The sequence below is a fragment of the Streptomyces sp. NBC_01498 genome, assembly GCF_036327775.1.
In the GTDB taxonomy this organism is placed as follows: Bacteria; Actinomycetota; Actinomycetes; order Streptomycetales; family Streptomycetaceae; genus Streptomyces.
The window spans coordinates 5,226,317-5,243,343 of the sequence record NZ_CP109598.1 but is presented as its reverse complement, the minus strand read 5'-3'; the positions used below and the strand labels follow the sequence as shown (position 1 = coordinate 5,243,343).

Here is a 17,027-nt window from a genome sequence, read left to right as displayed (position 1 = left end):
CGCCCGCCCGCTCAGCGGTGGACAGTGGCGCTCAGCCTGCGGTCGGTGAGCGAGCGGCCCGCCTGGATCTCGTACGGGCCGGGGACGGCCGTCCAGGTGTGCGCGGTCTCGTCCCAGACCTCGAAGGCGCGGGCCCGGATCGGGACGGTCACCTCGACGCTCTCCCCGGGCCCCGCCTCGGCGGTGGCGAAGCCGGCCAGCCAGCGGACCGGGCGCTCGGCGGCGTCCGGCACGATGCCCGGGACGGGCGCGAGATAGATCTGGACGGTCTCGCGGCCGGGGCGGGTGCCGGTGTTGCGCAGCCGTACGGTGGCCCGGCCGGGGGTGGCGTCCAGCGTCTCGTACTCCCAGTCGGTGTAGCCGAGGCCGTGGCCGAAGGGGTAGGCGGGGGTGGCGCCGGTCCGTTCCCAGGCCCGGTAGCCGATGAACACGCCCTCGGTGTAGTGCAGTTCGCCGTCGGCGGTGGGGGTGGTGTCGTGGACGGGCACATCGGCGAGGGTGACCGGCCAGGTGGTGGTGAGCCGGCCGCCGGGCTCCTCGGCGCCGGTGAGGACGTCGGCGAGCGCGGCGCCTCCCTCCTGGCCGGGGAACCAGCTGAGCAGCACGGCGGCCACGTCGTCCCGCCACGGGAGTGACACGGGTGATCCGGTGTTGACGACCACGACGGTGTGCGGGTTGACGGCGGCGACGGCCGCGACGAGGGCGTTCTGGTGGCCGGGCAGTTCCAGGCTCGTACGGTCGAAGCCCTCGGACTCGACGGCCGTGGTGGTGGCGACCACGACGACGGCGGTGTCGGCGCCCCGCGCCGCCTCGACGGCCTCGGCGATCAGCTCGTCCGGGTCGCGCCGGGGGCCGAGGTGGAGCAGGGAGAAGGCGACCGCGTCCATCGGCGCCCCGGGCAGCCGGGGCACGGTGAGATGGAGCGAGACATCGACGGGCACGCCCTCGGTGAGCGCGACACGGGCGCGCTCCAGGCGTTCGCCGAAGAACGCGTTGAACGGGTCGGTGCTGTCGCCGAGCCCTTCCTCGCCCTCCCAGACCTTCCGCCCGGCGACGGTGAGGACGAGGGGGCCGATGCCCCGCGTGCCGAAGCTGTGCTCGCCGCTCTCGCGCGGGGTGAAGGTGCCGGTGAACTCGACGCTGTGCAGCTCGTCGTAGCTGACGCCGTCGGGCAGGTCCACGCCGACCCACTGGACCATGCCGGAGGGCAGGGGTGTGGTGCCGAGCTCCCGTCCGTCGGCGGCGCGGCAGACGGCGCGCAGCTCGAATCCCCGCTCGGCGACGGCGAGTTCGTCGCTGGGGTCGGCACCGACGTGGTAGCTCAGGGCGCCGTCGGGGAGGGCGGCGGTGAGGCCGTCGAGCGGTGAGACGACATGCGGCGGGAAGACGTGGGCGGAGCCGCCGCCGAGGATGCGGGCGTCGCGGGCGGCGGCGCCGCTGAGGGCGACGGTGCGGGTGCGGGCGGGGTCGAGCGGCAGGGCGGGGTGTCCGTCGCGGGTCTCGTTGCGTACGAGGACGAAGGAGCGCCGCGCGATCTCGCGGGCCAGCGCGTCGCCGTCGAGTGGCGCGGGGAGTTCGGCGCCGGCGACGACGGCGGGCGCGTTGTCGAGGGCGCCGACGCGCGCGGCGAGCCGCAGGACGTTGCGTACGGCGTCGTCCACCAGGGTCTCGTCCACCTCACCGGCGCGGACGGCGGCGGCGAGCGCGGGCCCGTACACGGTCTTGGGGCCGGGCATGGCGACGTCGAGGCCGCCGAGGAGGGCGCCGGTGGTGGAGCGGGCCGCCAGCCAGTCGGAGACGATGAAGCCGTCGAATCCCCATTCGCCGCGCAGGACGCCGTTCTGGAGCGCGGCGTGTTCGGTCATGGAGTGGCCGTTGACCCGGTTGTAGGCGGCCATGACGCCCCAGGGGCGGGCGTGTTTGACGATGGCTTCGAACGGGGCGAGGTACAGCTCGCGGAGCGGGCGCGGGGTGACGACGTTGTCCACGGTGAAGCGGTCGGTCTCGGCGTCGTTGGCGACGAAGTGCTTGACGGTGGTGCCGACTCCGCCGTCCTGGACCCCGAGGACATAGCCGGTACCGATCTCGCCGGTGAGGTACGGGTCTTCGCTGTACGCCTCGAAGTGCCGGCCGCCGAGCGGGGAGCGGTGGAGGTTGACGGTCGGCGCGAGGAGGACGTGCACGCCCTTGCGGCGGGCCTCCTGGGCGAGCAACCGGCCCGCTCTTCGGGCCAGTTCGGGGTCCCAGGTGGCGGCGAGCGCGGTGGGCGAGGGGAGGGCGACCGACGGGTCGTCGGCGGTCCAGCGCACGCCCCGGACACCGATCGGGCCGTCGGACATGACGAGGGAGGCGAGCCCGATCTCCGGGAGGGCGGGCAGCGACCAGTTGTCCTGTCCCGCCAGCAGCCGCGCCTTGGCGTCGAGATCGAGCTTGCTCAGCGCCGTCTCGACGGCCGCTTCTCGTGCGTGGTCGGCCCGGGTGATGGGTGCGCCGGTCACGGCGGTACCTCCTCGTCAGTGCCCTGCGTTCGTGCGGACGATTACATGGTGACCCGCAAATCTGTAGGAGAGTAGGCTTCGTTATCCGTTTGTTACTCATGTACGGTCCGGAGACGGGGTGGTGTGCTGACGGGTACGAGGCGAGAGGACCGGTGGGATGGCGAGGGCCAGAAGCGCGGAACGGCGGGCGGAGATTCTCCGGGCCACCTTCGAGGTGATCGCCGAACGGGGATACCGGGGTACGACGCTGGGCGCGGTGGCCGAGCGGGTGGGGCTGACCCAGCAGGGGCTGCTGCACTACTTCCCGACGAAGGACGCGCTGTTGCTGGCGGTCATGGACGAGCGGGACCAGTGGGACACCGGGGGCGGCAGCCGGGGCGCGGACGGCTGGCGGCTGGAGCTGCTGACGTCGATGGTCGACTACAACGCGATGCGGCCGGGGATCGTGCAGACGTTCTCGGCGCTGCTCGGCGAGAGCGTGACGGAGGGCCACCCGGCCGGGGAGTTCTTCACCCGCCGCTACGTGCAGGTGCGGCGGAACATGGCGGGCGTGCTGCGCGACGAGTTCGGCGACCGGCTGCCGAGCGGGCTGACGCCCGAACAGACGGCGCCGTTACTGGTGGCGGTGATGGACGGGCTCCAGTACCAGTGGCTGCTCGCGCCGGAGTCGGTGGACATGCCGGCGGCGTTCCGGGCGTTCGTGACACTGCTGCGCGGCGGGGCGGAGGGGCCCGAGCGGTAGGCGCGTCCCGCTACGTCCCCTGCGGCCGGGCGCCGTAGCCACCGGCGGGGCGTGGAGGCGATACTTCCGCCACCCGACGGAAGGATTCCCGTGAGACTCGCGCGCACCACCGGCACCACGGCGGGCCGGCTCGGCCTCGTTCTGCTCGCGTCGGCCGCCCTGGTCGCCGTCACCCCTCCCCCGCACGCCACGGCCTCCGCGCCATCCGCGTCCCGCCCGGCGTCCGCCCCCGCCCCGGCGGTCACCGTGGAGGAACGGCGCCTCGACGGTGACGTACCGCGCCGGATACTCGCCGACAGCGGCTTCGACGGCGTCGCACCGGCGTTCGCGAAGGCGCTGCGCGGCCCCGGCTCGTACACGCGGGCCGAGCACGTCGCCGTACGGCACGGCGAGCGGCTCTGGCGGCGCGCGGTGGACCGCGCCCAGGGCCGGGGCCCGGCGGGCGGGGAGCTGAGCCGGGACGACGACCGCCCGCTGTACTGGGCGCGGCTGGCCATGACCCGTGAACTGCGCGCCTGGCACGCGGAGTCCGGGCTCTCCGAGGCGGCGGGCACCCGGCTGCTGGAGCGGCTGGAGAGCGCCTCGCGCGGCCAGGACTCGATGGGCTCCGGCGGGGACCGGGCGCGGGAGCACGACCGGGCGAGAGGCGTGAAGCGGATCGTGGTCACCGGCTTCGACCCGTTCACCCTGGACCGGGACATCCGGATCAGCAATCCGTCCGGGGCGGTCGCCCTCGCGCTGGACGGCACGGTGATCCGTACGGCCGACGGACCGGCGCGCGTCGAGACCGCCGTGTTCCCGGTCCGCTGGGGCGACTTCGCCGACGGCACGGTGGAACGCGCGCTGCGCCGCGTACTGCCGCGCGCCGACCTGTTCGTGACGGTCAGTCAGGGACGGGTGGGGCGGATCGACGTGGAGCGGTTCAACGGGGCCTGGCGGGGCGGCTTCGGGGACAACGAGAACGTCTCCGAGACCGGGCTCGTACCGGTGACGGACCCGGCCACCCGGCCGCAGTGGACAGGGACGACGCTGCCGTACGCGGACATCGTGGCCGCCACGACGGGCCCCTTCCCGGTGTACGACAACACGTCGGTCACCGAGATCCCGGCGGGCGGCACCGCGCCGGTCGTGCGCCCCGGCGGCCCGACCCCGGGCTCGGCGGCCCGCGCCGGGGGCGGCGGGGACTATCTGTCGAACGAGATCGCCTACCGGGCGACCCTGCTGCGCGACCGCCTCGGCCTGGCCATTCCCGGCGGCCATGTCCACACACCGGTACTCCAGTTCGGCCCCGGCAACACCGACCCGGCGACGGGCACGGTGTCGGACCCGGTCTTCGTACAGAACAGGCAGGCGATCACCGCCCAGTTGAGGGCGATCGTGGGGGTGGCGGCGGAGGCGTCGGGGGACGCCGGCAGGTAACGGCCGGCCCGCGCGGCGGCGCGCGGCACCCGCTGCGGGTGTCGCGCGCCGGGCCGGCTGTCGCCGTCAGGCGTCAGGCGTCAGGCGTCAGGCGTCAGGCGTCAGGCGTCAGGCGTCAGGCGTCAGGCGTCAGGCGAGGATCCGGCCCCGTGGGCGTGCCCCGTCACCAGTCCTGTGGGGCGTCCATCGCCGGGGCGGATTCGGGAGCCTTCGCGGTCAGGTCCGCGGGAGGCGCGGTGTCCTCGCCCGTCAGGTCACGGACCATCAGGGTCGCTCCGGCGACCGCGCCCGGCATCAGGAAGACCGCGACCACGGGGACCAGGAAGGCGAGTGTCAGCGGCACCCCGAAGCCCAGGGTGAGCAGCCGTCGTTCGCGCAACAGCGCCAGCCGGGCCTTCAGTTGGACGCCGCGCCGCTGGAGGCCGACCGCCGTGAGCTCCTCGGCCAGGAAGAAGCCGGACACGCAGAAACCGAGCACGGGGACGACGGTCTGCCCGACGACGGGGACGAAACCGAGGGCGAAGAGCAGCACACCGTAGAACGCGACCCGTGCCAGGACGCGCAGGCTGTCCCGTGCGGAGATCAACAGCTCGCGCCAGAGCGGCAGGCCGGACTCGGGCGCGTGCCCGCCCTCGGCGCGGTCCACGGCCTCGGAGAGCGCCTCGTAGAAGGGCTGTCCGACCAGCAGGGTCGCGGCGGTGAACGTGATCACGGCCAGGAACAGGACCAGGACGACCAGCAGGACGGTGAGGAAGCCGCGGAACAGCCCCTGCCACGGCGAGGTCCAGTCGTCGGCGAACGGTGTCGCCCAGGCGGTCAGGTCGTCGGCGCCGTAGAACAGGCCGGCGAGCACCGCCGCGTAGAGCACCAAAGTCACCAGGCCGGGCAGCAGTCCGAGGCCCAGCCATCTGCCGTGCCCGCCGACCCAGCGCTGGCCCTTGACCAAGTATCCGAAGCCCTTGCCGAGTTCACGCATACGGTCAGCCTATCGGGCTTGTTCCACGACGGTTTCGGGGCGGTTCCGGTCGGGTTCCGCCGCGTTATCGGTGAGTTCCATGGAACGGATGGGACGGATGAGAGGGCGATTACCTCTTGTTGTTGACGCGTTCAACCGGTATGACCAGCCTATTGAATCGAACGTTCCCCCCTGTACGACCCGGAGGTACCACCGCATGGGGATGCCCAGACCCGTTCTGCTCGCCACCGCCACCGCCACCGCGGCCCTGATGCTCGCCCCGCTGCCCGCGCTCGCCGCCCCAGGCGCCGACGGCGGCCGTTCGTCGCACCCGGGTTCCGCGCACCCGGTGCGCGACGGCGGCACCACGGACAGCCGCGTGGCGTCGGCCGCGCTCCCGTCGGCGGGCGCCGCCGCCCTGTCGTCGGTGGGCACGACCTCCCTCGGGCTGCGCAAGGACGGCGGCTATCCGCGCCGTAACGTCCTCGCCACGCTGCCCGAGAACCCGGCGGACAAGGCCATCAAGCTCGGCCTTGCGCCGTACCACGCGCTCGCCCCGCGCCTCAACGCCCTTCAGGAGCTGGGGAACAGGGTCAGCGTCGAGGTCACGGGCCGGTCGGCCGGCGGGCACGACCTGTACCTGGTCACCGTCACCGCGCCGGAGAGCGCCAAGGAGGCCGCCGAGCAGGAGAAGATGCGCGAGCGCATCGAGAACTCCCCCGCGTCGGCCGCCAAGGACCGGCGCATCAAGGAGAGTTACAAGACTCCCGTCTTCATCAACAACAACATCCACGGCAACGAGTGGGAGGGCACCGACGCGGCCCTGAAGCTCATCGAGGAGCTGGCGAAGGCCAAGGACAGCCGTACGAAGAAGCTGCTGGCCACGAGCCGTATCCACCTCAACGTCACGGCCAACCCGGACGGCCGGATCGCCGGCACCCGCGCCAACGGCAACGGCATCGACCTCAACCGGGACTTCATCACCGCGTCCCAGCCCGAGGCGCGCGCGATCCGCCAGATAGCCGTCGACAAGCAGCCCGCGGTCATGCTCGACCTGCACGGCTACGTCAACGGCACGCTGATCGAGCCGACGACGCCGCCGCACGGCGAGAACTACGAGTACGACCTGTTCCTCAAGAACTCCTACGCCAACGCCCTCGGCATGGAGAAGGCGGTCAACGACCTCGGCTACACCGCCGAGAAGGACGGCGTGCAGCCGCCCGTCATCCCCTTCCGGGACCAGGAGGAGGGCTGGGACGACTGGCCGCCGATCTTCACGCCCCAGTACATGGCGTTCCAGGGCGCGGTCGCCTCGCACACCGTCGAGATACCGATGCGGGTCAACAACAACGACTACAACAACCTGCCCGTCGAGGAGCTGCGCCGCAGGTCCGCCATCAACACGGACGTCGCGGGCGCCACGATGCGCGCCGCGCTCGACTTCACCCTCGACAACCGCGGGACGCTGATCGCCGACCAGATCGAGACGTTCCGGCGCGGGGTCGAGGGCGAGAAGCAGCGGGTCATCTCCGAGGAGACCGTGCCGGGGGTGCCCAGCATCGGCCCGGAGGACATCTACACGACCGACTTCCCGCGCGCGTACGTGATCCCGGCCGGCGACGGCCAGCGGTCGGCCCCGGCCGCAGCCCGTCTCGTGGACCATCTCGTCGCCAACGACGTGAAGGTCGAGCAGGCCCGCAAGAGCTTCAAGCTGGCGGGCCGCAGCTACCCGGCCGGCTCGTACGTGGTCGACATGAGGCAGGCCAAGCGCGGCATCGCCAACGTCATCCTGGACGAGGGCCGCGACATCAGCGCCGACGTGTCCTCGATGTACGACATCTCCGGCTGGAGCCTCGGACTGCTCTGGGGCGCGAGCGTCACCAAGGTCCAGAAGGGCGGTCTGGACTTCTCCGGGCGCGAGGTGAACGCCGCCGCTCCGGTCGGCTCGGTGGCCCGCAGCGGCGATCTGAAGCTGCGGCTGGACGACCCGAAGGAGTTCGCCGCCCTCAACTCCCTTCTCGCACAGGGTGTGCAGGTGCGCAGGACGGCGGACGGCGCGGCGATCGTGCCGTCCTCGGCCCGCAGGAAGGCCGAGATCCTGGCCGACCGGTACGGCGTCGTCTTCACCGCCACGAAGGACAAGGGCGTCGCGGCGCTGCGCCGCACCCGGGTCGCCGCGGCCGTGAACTCGGGCGAGCTGTTCGCGCTGCGCGAGATGGGCTTCGAGGTGCTGCCCGTGTCGACGGCGACCGCCAACGCGGGCTTCGACTGGTCGGGGGCCGACGCGCTGTACGTGTCGACGGGGCTCAGCCACCGGGGGCTCAACGACACGGCCCGCGCGGCGCTGGGCGAGTTCCTCGCCGGGGGCGCGCCCGTGGTCGCGCTGGGCTCCGGCGGCGCCACGTTCAACGCGGAGGCGGCGCTGCTGACGGCCACTCCGGTGCGCGGCAACGGGAACGCCAACGGTGTGGTCCGGGTGCTCAACACGCCCGGCCCGATCACCGGCGGCACCCAGCCGCACACGTTCGTCTACTCGCCGATCTGGTACACCGCGCTCGGCAAGGGCGTGCGTACGGAGCAGTCGTACGGCGGCGGCAACCCGCTCGTCTCCGGCCACTGGCGTGCGAACGAGGACGGCACCGGCGGTCCGCTGAACGCGGCCGGCCAGGCGGCGATCGTGAGCGGTACGTCGGCGGCGGGCGCTCCGGTGACGCTGTTCGGCACCGAGCCGCTCTTCCGTGACCACCCGAAGGGTTCGTTCGCCCAGGTGGGCCGGGCACTGCTGAACCGGCTGCCGTAGCGGTCGGACACGCGGAGGGCCGCACCCCGCTCGTGGGGTGCGGCCCTCTCGTACGTGTCAGGCGTTACGTGCGTCGCGTGCGTCTCGTACCGTCACGCGGTCGTGCCCGTGCGGTCGTTCGGTCGCGCCGTACTGCCGGTGTGGCGTCGGTCAGGCGACGGTCAGGGTGACCTGGACGTTGCCCCGGGTGGCGTTCGAGTACGGGCACACCTGGTGCGCCTTCTCCAGGAGGTCCTTCGCGGTGGCCGCGTCCACGTTCGGAATGGACGCCACCAGCTCGACCTCCAGGCCGAAACCGCCCGCCTCCGCCTTGCCGAAGCCGACCTTGGCCGTCACCGTCGAGCCGGAGATGTCGGCCTTCTCCTTACGGGCGACGACACCGAGCGCGCCCTGGAAGCAGGCGCTGTAGCCGGCGGCGAAGAGCTGCTCCGGGTTCGTACCGGCGCCGCTGCCGCCCAGCTCCTTGGGCGGGTTGACGACGACGTCGAGCTTGCCGTCGTCCGACGAGACACGGCCGTCGCGGCCGTTCTCGGCGGTGGCGACGGCGGTGTAGAGGGTGTCGATCTTCTGGATGCTCATTCGGGGTTCCTTCTTCTTTGTACGCCGCGGCTCGCGCCCACGGACCGCGACGGCCTGTCACGAGCCTAACGGGTGGGCGCCGGTCGCGGACGAGGACCGGACGGGGAGGGGCGCCGGACGGGGGGTGTCAGGCCGGCCGACGGTCAGCGGTCAGCGGTCAGCCGAGGGTGACGATCATCTTCCCGGTGTTCTCGCCGCGCAGGAGACCGAGGAAGGCGTCGAAGCCCTTCTCGACGCCCTCGACGACCGTCTCGTGGTAGGCGAGCTCGCCCGAGGCGATCCAGCCGGCCACGTCCTTGACGAACTGCGGCTGGAGCGCGGCGTGGTCGCCGACGAGCATCCCCTGGAGGCGCAGCCGCTTGCCGATGACCTGGGCGAGGTTGTGCGGGGCGGGAGTGGCCTCGGTGCTGTTGTAGATCGAGATCATTCCGCAGATGGTCGCGCGCCCGTGCAGCTTGAGCGACGAGATCGCGGCTTCGAGGTGGTCGCCGCCGACGTTGTCGAAGTAGACGTCGATGCCGTCCGGCGCCGCCGCCTTGAGCTGCTCCTTGACCGGGCCGTTCTTGTAGTTGAAGGCGGCGTCGAAGCCGTACTCCTCCACAAGGAGGAGGACCTTGTCGTCGGAGCCGGCGGAGCCTATGACCCGTGAGGCGCCCTTGATCCGGGCCAGTTGGCCGACCTGGCTGCCGACGGCGCCCGCGGCCCCGGAGACGAAGACGGCGTCGCCCTCCTTGAAGGAGGCGACCTCGAAGAGCCCGGCGTACGCGGTCAGGCCCGGCATGCCGAGGACGCCGAGGTAGGCGCTGAGCGGTGCGAGCGAGGCGTCGACCGGCGTGGCGTGCCGGGCGGGCACGTCCGCGTACTCCCGCCAGCCGAGGCCGTGCAGCACGTGGTCGCCGACGGCGAAGCCCTCGGCGTTCGAGGCGACGACCTCGCCGACCGCCGCGCCGTCCATGGGCTGGTCGAGCCGGTAGGGCGGCGCGTACGACTTCACGTCGTTCATCCGGCCGCGCATGTACGGGTCGACCGAGAAGTGCTTGTTGCGGACCAGGATCCGGCCTTCGCCCGGTGCGGCCAGCGGGACCTCGCGCAGGGCGACGTCCTCGGGCTTCGGCCAGCCGTGCGGGCGGGCGACGAGATGCCAGGCGCGGCCGGACGCGGGAAGAGCGGTCATGGGTGCGGTGCCTCCTCGTTAAAGCTTCACCAACTGAAACAACCATGCTCCTAGATATTTCATGCTGTCAAGCAACGAGCGTACGATGAGACCATGGCCACTCAGCACACGGACCCCTTGACCCTCGAAGTCGTCGAACTCATCGGCACGGTCGTGGCCCGCTACTACGAGGAGTACGACCACGCCGCCGCGGAGCACTCGCTCACCGGCGCGCAGGCGCGCGTGCTGGGACTGCTGTCCATCGAGCCGATGCCCATGCGCCGCATCGCGCGCAAGCTCAAGTGCGAGCCGTCGAACGTGACGGGGATCGTCGACCGGCTGGAGTCGCGCGGCCTGGCGGAGCGGCAGCCGGACCCGGGCGACCGGCGGGTGAAACTCGCGGCGGCCACGGAGACCGGGCGGGAGACGGCGCGGCGGCTGCGGGAGGGGCTGACCTTCGCACGCGAGCCGCTGGCGGACCTCTCGGTGGCCGAACGGACGGTCCTGCGGGACCTGTTGCGGCGGATGCTGGGCGACGACGCGGCGGAGTGAGAAGCGCCGGACGGGGCGTTTACACAGAGGTGGTTTCACGTGTTAGGCGCGCGCCGAGAGGTGCCGGGCGTGTGCCGGGCACGGGCCTCGGGTGCGGACGAACCTCAGGTGCAGATGAACCAGAGGAAGCAGTCGTCCTCCTCCTGGGGAGGCGGCGGCGCGGAGGCGGAAGGCGGCGGCGGCTGGTTCGGCCGCCCGGACGTGCTGGGACTGCCCGAGGCACTGGCGGAGCCGGACGGGCCGGGCGAACCGCTGGGGTCCGCCTCGTCGCTCGGCGCCACCGACTCGCTGGGCGACGGGGACTCCCCGCCCGGCGGACCCGACTCCGCCTCCGACGCGGAGGGGTCCGGCGAGCCGTCACCGGTGGGGCTCCCGGTCCCGGCGGTCCGGGTGGGCGTGCCCTCGACCCGCCCCGGCTCCTCGGGCTCCTCGGCGGCCTCCGAGGGCTGCCCGCCGTCCAGTTCGATGGCGCGGTCCTCCTGTACGGAGGTGGCGTCGCCGTCGTCGCCGGAGGACTCCAGGGCCAGTTCGGCCAGGCTCAGCGCGCCGGCCGCCAGACCGAGGCCGAGCACGGTGATCAGGACCGTACGACCCCGGCGCCGGTGGGAGCCGCGCCGGTCCCGCATCTCGCGGCGCTCACGGCGGGACAGCTCGCGCCTGCGGGAGCCACGGGCGGCACGGCGCGGGCCGTCGGCCGTCTCCGGGCGGCTGTTTTCGCGCGCGACGAGGACCACCTCCGCCTCGTGCGGTACGGGGTCGTGGAGCCGCAGCTCCTCGGCGGGCGTACCGCAACCGGCGCACGCCAGGGCGCCGTTGAGGTGCCGTTGGCAGTGATGGCAGTAGTCCATGGCGCCCCGAAGATAATCCGACTGGCAACGGTCCGGGCACCTGTGGTGTGAAGATCCTGTGCGGAATCGACGGTTCCACCAATCCGGCGCCCGACCTGCCCCGAACGTGCACGATGTCGCTATGAATGCCACGACATCGGGCGGAGCCGGCGGTACGTCCCGGCCTTTCGGCCCCCGCGACTTCCAGCTCGTCCTGCTGCGCCGCATGGCCGACCACCAGGGCGAGCTGGTGGAGAACGCCCGCCGTGAACTGGGCGCGTCGACCGCCGACATGCGGGAGGCCAACCGGCGGTGGCAGGCGATGGTCCGCTCCCCCCGCGCCCGTGGCACGCTCTCGCGCTACCGCTCGGTGCTGGGCCGACCGGAGACGGCCTTTCCCCGGCAGATCGGTGATCTGGCGTGCGAGGTGCTGCTGTGGCCCGTGCCGCTCTGGCCCGCGCTCCGCTTCGAGGTGACGGCGGCGCCGGGCGGCGCGGTGTGGAACGAGTGGCTGGTCCGGGCACCGGGCGAACCGGGACCCGAACTGCGTACGGCCGACGATCTGCGCCCCTGGTCCTGCACGGTCACCGAGGTCGCCCACGCGTTCCCGCCGTCACGTCCCCTGGAGGGCACGGCCCCGACCCGCTGGGGCCTCGCGTTCACGGTGCCGGGTGCGGGGCCGTGCGTGGCGGAGTTCACCTGGGGCCTCCTCCAGCGCTGGTCCCCGGCGCCGGGCGGGTGAGTGGCGCGCCGGTCGCTGGATCACCCGGCCCTCGCGGGGAAAGAAAACTCACACCCGAGCGATGATTCCGCGCCGGAAGGCGAGTCTTGTTCCCGGACACCGCGATCCGCGACCGAGGCGGCAGGACCAGCGGCCCATAGACCCGTTGCCCGCGCCCGCGCGCGACTCGCGGGACACGAACGAGACAGGACTTCCCGATGGCTGATCCGACACCGAACTCGCCGAGCACACCGAAGGCGGACCCCGGCCCGAAGGCCGACGTCTGGCCCCTGATCCATGCCGAGCGGGCGGCGCTGGCGACCGACCTCGCGAACCTGAGCGACGAGCGGTGGGCGACTCCGTCCCTCTGCGCCGGGCTGACGGTGCGCGAGGTACTGGCCCACCTCACCGCGTCGGCGAATCTCAACGCCGTCCGCTGGATGGCGGGCGTGATCCGCTGCCGGTTCGACTTCGACAAGATGGTGGCCATGCGGCTGGCCGAGCACCTGGGGGCGGACCCGGCCGAGACGTACGACAGGTTCCTGCGCTCCGTCCCGAGCACGACCAAGCCGCCCGTCGCCGCCCTGGCCATGCTCGGCGAGGTGATCGTGCACGGAGCGGACATCCGGCATCCGCTGGGCATACGCTCGGCCCGCCCGGCCGGGACCCTGACGCGGGTGGCCGAGTACTACCGGGAGTCGGACCAGGTCGTCCTCGCCAAGGGCCGGATCGGCGGGCTGCGGCTCGTCGCGGACGACGGACCGTTCACGGCGGGCTCCGGCCCCGTCGTCTCCGGCAGCACCCTGGCCCTGATCATGGCCATGACCGGGCGCGCGGCGTACTGCGACGACCTCCGGGGCGACGGCGTCGAGACCCTCCGCGCCCGCTGCGTCGCGGGGGCGACCCCGACGAGGTGATCCCCCGGGCCTCGTCGCCGGTCCGTAGGACGGCGTGGGAGTGCGCGGCCGGGGCAGGGGCGTGGGGTCACGGGGCGAGGGCGTGCCCACCACCAGGGCGTGGTCACGGTGGTGAGGGCGTGCCCACCGCCAGGGCCCGGTCACGGTGGTGAGGGCGTGCCCACCGCCAGGGCCCGGGGCAGGTGCTTCCCCACCGCCAGGAAGCGGCCACGGCGCGAGGGCGGGCGAGCCCACCGCCAAGACGTGGTCACGAGGCGACAACTGCCCCACCGCCAGAACGTGGCCACGGTGGTGAGAACACGCGCACGAACGCGAGGCCGTGGCCCCGGCCACGGTCACGGTCCCGGCGTTGGTCCGCGTCCCGGGCGGCATGGCCGGGACGCGCGGTACGCGGGACCGGGCGGCCATGCCGCCCTCCCCCGCCGACGAGCCGCCGCCGCCACAGAGCAGTGGTCGGCGGGCCCGGCCGCTCGCGTCGGACAGCGCGGCGCCGGCCGCGTACCCCGGACACCTTGTGCCCCGCTACCAGCCCCTCCCCCGGCGGTGCCGGTACGCGCCGTACACGATCCGGCAGCCGCCCCGCCGCCCCGGTCGTCACCACGGCACCGGAGCGGCACAGCACCACGGCGACAGGTCACCCCCGCCGGCCGCACACATTCCTGGCGGCGCGTCAGAAGCCCCCGCCGACACGGCCACGGACCAGCCACCGAACGGCCTCGGCCGTGGACCGCCGCGCACCCCGACCCGCACCCCCGACCGGCGCATCCCAGCGCGCGCCCCGGCGCTCCGGCGACCACGATCGAAGAGGACCGGCTGCCCGCCGGTGATCCGCCCTCAGCGCCTCCCGGGAGACGAACCCGCCGTGACCGTCAGCCTTGAGCAGTTGCGCCGTTGCCATGTCGCCGTCGACCTCGGGGCCGCCAGGACCCGGGTCTTCGTGAAGGGGTCCGGGCTCGTCGTGGACGAGCCGAGCGTCGCCGCCGTGAACACCCGGACCGGCGCGCTCATCGCCGTCGGCACCCTCGCCGAGCAGATGACGGGCCGCACGCCCGGCTACATCCGGGTTTCCCGGCCCGTGACCGGCGGCACCGTCGTGGACATCGACATGGCCCAGCGGATGCTCCGGCATCTCCTCGGCGAGAAACTCCGCCGCCAGCTGCGCCGCAGGCCCCGGCTGCGCGCGGCGGCCTGCACCCCTCACGACAGCGACCCGCTCGCGCAGCGCGCGGCGATCGAGACCCTGGCCGGTCTCGGCGCCCGCCGGGTCGAACTGGTCGACACACTGATCGCCGCCGCCGTGGGCTGCGGGCTGCCGGTCGAGAAGCCGACCGCCTCCATGATCATGGTGTGCGGGGCGGCCACCACCCAGGTCGCCGTGCTGTCCCTCGGCTCGATCGTGACGGCCCAGCGCATCCCGGTCGGCGGCAACGCCATCGACCAGGCGGTCGTCACGCATCTGCGCCATCAGCACGAGCTGATGCTGCCGAGCCAGTCCGTACGACCCCTCCAGCTGGCCCTGCGCGTCAACGGCATCGCGGCGGACGGCGGGCCCACGTCGACGGAGATCCACGGCCGTGATGTGGCGACGGGGCTCGCCCGGTCGGTCCGGGTGGACACCGCCGCCGTACGGCAGGCCATCCACACCCCGCTCACCGCCGTGCTCGACGGCATCGGCAAGGTACTGCGCGACTGCCCGCCGGATCTGGTGGCGGACCTCGCCGACACGGGAATCATGATGGTCGGCGGCAGCGCGCTGCTGCCCGGCCTCGACCAGATGCTGCACGACGCGACGGGCATGCCGGTGCAGATCGCGGAGCGGCCGGACGTCTGCGCGATCCTGGGGCTCGGGGCGATGCTGGACGGGAAGATCCAGCCCCTGATGCTCAACCAGCTGACACACACCGGGTGAGACGACCGGACGCGCCCTCAACGCCGACCCGGGCCCCGCGCCCCGACCCGCCCACGACCCGCCCACGACCGGACGAGGCCCGACGACAACGCCCGACGCACAAAACCACACGACGCCACACGACAACATCTGACGTGACGAAGAGCGACGAGACGTGATCCCACATGACGGCAGGCGGCATGGGCGACGACGCCGACCGGACCGACGGCCCTGAGGACGGCGCGCGCGAGGACCCGGACGACGTTCCCGGCCGCCCGGTGCCTCCCGGGATCGCCCGGCCCGCCGGCAGATCCGTCCCCCGGCTGCCCATGCTGCTCGACGCCGTCCTCAACGTCGGCACCGAGGGCGAGCTGGCCGCCACCCTTCAGCACGTCGTGGACAGCGCCGCCGATCTGACCGGCGCGCGATACGGGGCGCTCGCGCTCGCCGGCCCCGCCCAGGGCCGGGGCCCCGACCGGGAGCGGAGCCGGATCGCCGAACTCTTCTCCCACGGACTCAGCGACGACGAACGCCGCCGCATCACCCGGCTCCCCACCGGACACACCGGCCTCCTCGGCCACCCGGGCAGCGCGACGAGCCTCGGTGTCCCCGTCCGGGTCCACCACGACGTTCTCGGCCATCTCTGTCTGGCCCGCAAACAGCAGGGCCCCTTCACCGAGGAGGACCTGGCCCTGCTGCGGGTTCTCGCCTCCCAGGCCGGGATCGCGATCGGCAACGCACGGCTGTACGGGACCGCCCGCCAGCGCGCGCGCTGGATCGAGGGCGCCGCCGCCGTCACGACCGCGCTCCTCTCGGGCGAGACGGCGGCCGACGCGCTGACGACCCTGGCCGAGTCGGCGCGGGCGCTGGCCGGAGCCGCCGCCGGGGTGGTGCTCCAGCCCACCGACGAGGGGGGCATGGAGATCGTCGCCGCCTCCGCGCTGGACGACCCCGGCGACATCGTCGGTACGAACATCGCGCCCGGCTCGGCCGTTCTCACCCAACTCCTCGGCGGCGAACCGGTCTACATCGACGACTCGGCGACCGATCCCCGGATGACCACGCATGTCCGCACCCGCTTCGGGCCCAGCATGATGCTGCCCCTCCAGAGCGGCGGCCGGCTGATCGGCACGCTCGCGCTGCCGCGCAGGCGCGGCGGGCGCCCGTACACCCCGGTGGACCGGCTGTTGGCCAACCAGTTCGCCTCCCAGGCCGCGCTCGCGCTGCTGCTGGCCGATGCCCAGCACAACCGGGAGCGCCTCGCCGTCTACGAGGACCGCGACCGGATCGCCCGTGACCTGCACGATCTCGTCGTCCAGCGGCTGTTCGCCACCGAGATGATGCTGGAGTCGACCCGGCGGCGCGCGGACGAGGGCGAGCTGGCCGATCTGCTGGGGCATGCCGTGGACGAGCTGGACTCCACGATCCAGGAGGTACGGACCACGATCTTCGCCCTGCAACAGCCGCCCGCCGACGCCCCGGCGGGCCTGCGCGGCAAGGTGCTGCGTGAGACGGCGGGCGCGGCGGGGCTCCTCGGTTTCCAGCCGTCCGTGCACTTCACCGGGGCGGTGGACACCCTGGTGGCGGAGCCGCTGCACGAGGGGCTGCTGGCCGCGCTGCGCGGCGCGCTGGCCGCCGCGCACCGGCGGCCGGGGGTGACGTCGGTGGAGGTGCGGGTCGACGCGACGGTCCGGCTGCCGGGCGGGCGGGACGGGGTGCGGCTGGTGGTGAGGGACGACGGGGCGCGCGAGGAACCGGACGACGAGGGCGCTCCGGTGATCTGGGAGGCGGAACGGTAGCCGGGCCGGGGCCGCACGAAAGCCGCCGTACGCCGACGCGAGGTAGGCCGACACGCGCCCCGCGCCCACGCGACGTACGCCGACGCGCGCCTCACTCCGACGCGACGTACACCGGCGGGCCGACACGCCGACACAGGTACAACAGCGGGTCCGGTACGGCCTGTTCGCCGTACCGGA

At 73.2% G+C, this 17,027-nt stretch carries 13 protein-coding genes; 8 read left to right on the top strand and 5 right to left on the bottom strand.

The features are described from left to right. Positions 1 to 11: 11 nt before the first annotated feature. Entirely contained in the window at positions 12 to 2,498 is a 2,487-nt protein-coding gene (locus OG875_RS22410; protein WP_330176010.1) for a beta-glucosidase family protein, read from the bottom strand. Between the two features lie 157 nt (positions 2,499 to 2,655). Between OG875_RS22410 and OG875_RS22405 the strand changes: the two genes are divergently transcribed. Further along, complete coding sequence (locus OG875_RS22405) at positions 2,656 to 3,240, top strand: TetR/AcrR family transcriptional regulator (RefSeq protein ID WP_330176009.1); 585 nt, start codon at positions 2,656 to 2,658, stop codon at positions 3,238 to 3,240. 159 nt (positions 3,241 to 3,399) lie between these two features. Further along, on the top strand, positions 3,400 to 4,659 hold the full coding sequence (locus OG875_RS22400) for a pyroglutamyl peptidase (RefSeq protein ID WP_330177856.1): 1,260 nt from the start codon (positions 3,400 to 3,402) through the stop codon (positions 4,657 to 4,659). A 163-nt stretch (positions 4,660 to 4,822) separates the two neighbouring features. Here OG875_RS22400 and OG875_RS22395 read toward each other — a convergent pair whose 3' ends face one another. Next, positions 4,823 to 5,635 carry an EI24 domain-containing protein gene (locus OG875_RS22395; RefSeq protein ID WP_330176008.1) on the bottom strand — a complete coding sequence of 271 codons (813 nt, stop codon included), beginning with the start codon at positions 5,633 to 5,635 and terminating at the stop codon, positions 4,823 to 4,825. Between the two features lie 196 nt (positions 5,636 to 5,831). On the opposite strand from OG875_RS22395, the gene OG875_RS22390 reads away from it, so the two are divergent. Further along, positions 5,832 to 8,414: a M14 family zinc carboxypeptidase gene (locus OG875_RS22390; RefSeq protein WP_330176007.1), complete on the top strand. Its 2,583-nt coding sequence runs from the start codon at positions 5,832 to 5,834 to the stop codon at positions 8,412 to 8,414. Positions 8,415 to 8,564: 150 nt separating this feature from the next. Here the strand turns inward: OG875_RS22390 and OG875_RS22385 are convergent, their stop codons facing one another. Together OG875_RS22385 and OG875_RS22380 are read right to left on the bottom strand one after the other, a co-directional pair. Next, a complete protein-coding gene (locus tag OG875_RS22385; RefSeq protein ID WP_330176006.1) occupies positions 8,565 to 8,993 on the bottom strand; it encodes an organic hydroperoxide resistance protein in 429 nt (142 codons plus the stop codon). Between the two features lie 157 nt (positions 8,994 to 9,150). Further along, positions 9,151 to 10,167, bottom strand: a complete 1,017-nt coding sequence (locus tag OG875_RS22380) for an NADP-dependent oxidoreductase (protein ID WP_330176005.1) — start codon at positions 10,165 to 10,167, stop codon at positions 9,151 to 9,153. A gap of 93 nt (positions 10,168 to 10,260) precedes the next feature. Here OG875_RS22380 and OG875_RS22375 point away from each other — a divergent pair, with 93 nt between their 5' ends. Beyond that, entirely contained in the window at positions 10,261 to 10,698 is a 438-nt protein-coding gene (locus tag OG875_RS22375; RefSeq protein ID WP_330176004.1) for a MarR family winged helix-turn-helix transcriptional regulator, read from the top strand. Between the two features lie 104 nt (positions 10,699 to 10,802). Here OG875_RS22375 and OG875_RS22370 read toward each other — a convergent pair whose 3' ends face one another. Beyond that, positions 10,803 to 11,546, bottom strand: a complete 744-nt coding sequence (locus OG875_RS22370; RefSeq protein WP_330176003.1) for an SCO2400 family protein — start codon at positions 11,544 to 11,546, stop codon at positions 10,803 to 10,805. Between the two features lie 121 nt (positions 11,547 to 11,667). Here OG875_RS22370 and OG875_RS22365 point away from each other — a divergent pair, with 121 nt between their 5' ends. The 4 genes from OG875_RS22365 (at position 11,668) to OG875_RS22350 (ending at position 16,850) form a co-directional block, all read left to right on the top strand. Next, the gene (locus OG875_RS22365; RefSeq protein WP_330176002.1) at positions 11,668 to 12,267 is read left to right on the top strand and encodes a hypothetical protein; all 600 of its coding nucleotides are present in this window, start codon (positions 11,668 to 11,670) and stop codon (positions 12,265 to 12,267) included. A 197-nt stretch (positions 12,268 to 12,464) separates the two neighbouring features. Beyond that, positions 12,465 to 13,163: a maleylpyruvate isomerase family mycothiol-dependent enzyme gene (locus tag OG875_RS22360; protein ID WP_330176001.1), complete on the top strand. Its 699-nt coding sequence runs from the start codon at positions 12,465 to 12,467 to the stop codon at positions 13,161 to 13,163. 862 nt (positions 13,164 to 14,025) lie between these two features. Continuing rightward, positions 14,026 to 15,072, top strand: coding sequence for a rod shape-determining protein (locus OG875_RS22355; RefSeq protein WP_330176000.1), 1,047 nt, complete (start codon positions 14,026 to 14,028; stop codon positions 15,070 to 15,072). 308 nt (positions 15,073 to 15,380) lie between these two features. Next, positions 15,381 to 16,850, top strand: a complete 1,470-nt coding sequence (locus OG875_RS22350) for a sensor histidine kinase (RefSeq protein WP_330177855.1) — start codon at positions 15,381 to 15,383, stop codon at positions 16,848 to 16,850. Positions 16,851 to 17,027 lie beyond the last annotated feature (177 nt).

Excerpts from the sequence above, each read along its gene's own strand:
- OG875_RS22405 (WP_330176009.1), top strand. The coding sequence starts at position 2,656 with ATGGCGAGGGCCAGAAGCGCGGAACGGCGGGCGGAGATTCTCCGGGCC.
- OG875_RS22395 (WP_330176008.1), bottom strand. The coding sequence starts at position 5,635 with ATGCGTGAACTCGGCAAGGGCTTCGGATACTTGGTCAAGGGCCAGCGC.
- OG875_RS22390 (WP_330176007.1), top strand. The coding sequence starts at position 5,832 with ATGGGGATGCCCAGACCCGTTCTGCTCGCCACCGCCACCGCCACCGCG.
- OG875_RS22385 (WP_330176006.1), bottom strand. The coding sequence starts at position 8,993 with ATGAGCATCCAGAAGATCGACACCCTCTACACCGCCGTCGCCACCGCC.
- OG875_RS22380 (WP_330176005.1), bottom strand. The coding sequence starts at position 10,167 with ATGACCGCTCTTCCCGCGTCCGGCCGCGCCTGGCATCTCGTCGCCCGC.
- OG875_RS22375 (WP_330176004.1), top strand. The coding sequence starts at position 10,261 with ATGGCCACTCAGCACACGGACCCCTTGACCCTCGAAGTCGTCGAACTC.
- OG875_RS22370 (WP_330176003.1), bottom strand. The coding sequence starts at position 11,546 with ATGGACTACTGCCATCACTGCCAACGGCACCTCAACGGCGCCCTGGCG.
- OG875_RS22365 (WP_330176002.1), top strand. The coding sequence starts at position 11,668 with ATGAATGCCACGACATCGGGCGGAGCCGGCGGTACGTCCCGGCCTTTC.
- OG875_RS22360 (WP_330176001.1), top strand. The coding sequence starts at position 12,465 with ATGGCTGATCCGACACCGAACTCGCCGAGCACACCGAAGGCGGACCCC.
- OG875_RS22350 (WP_330177855.1), top strand. The coding sequence starts at position 15,381 with ATGCTGCTCGACGCCGTCCTCAACGTCGGCACCGAGGGCGAGCTGGCC.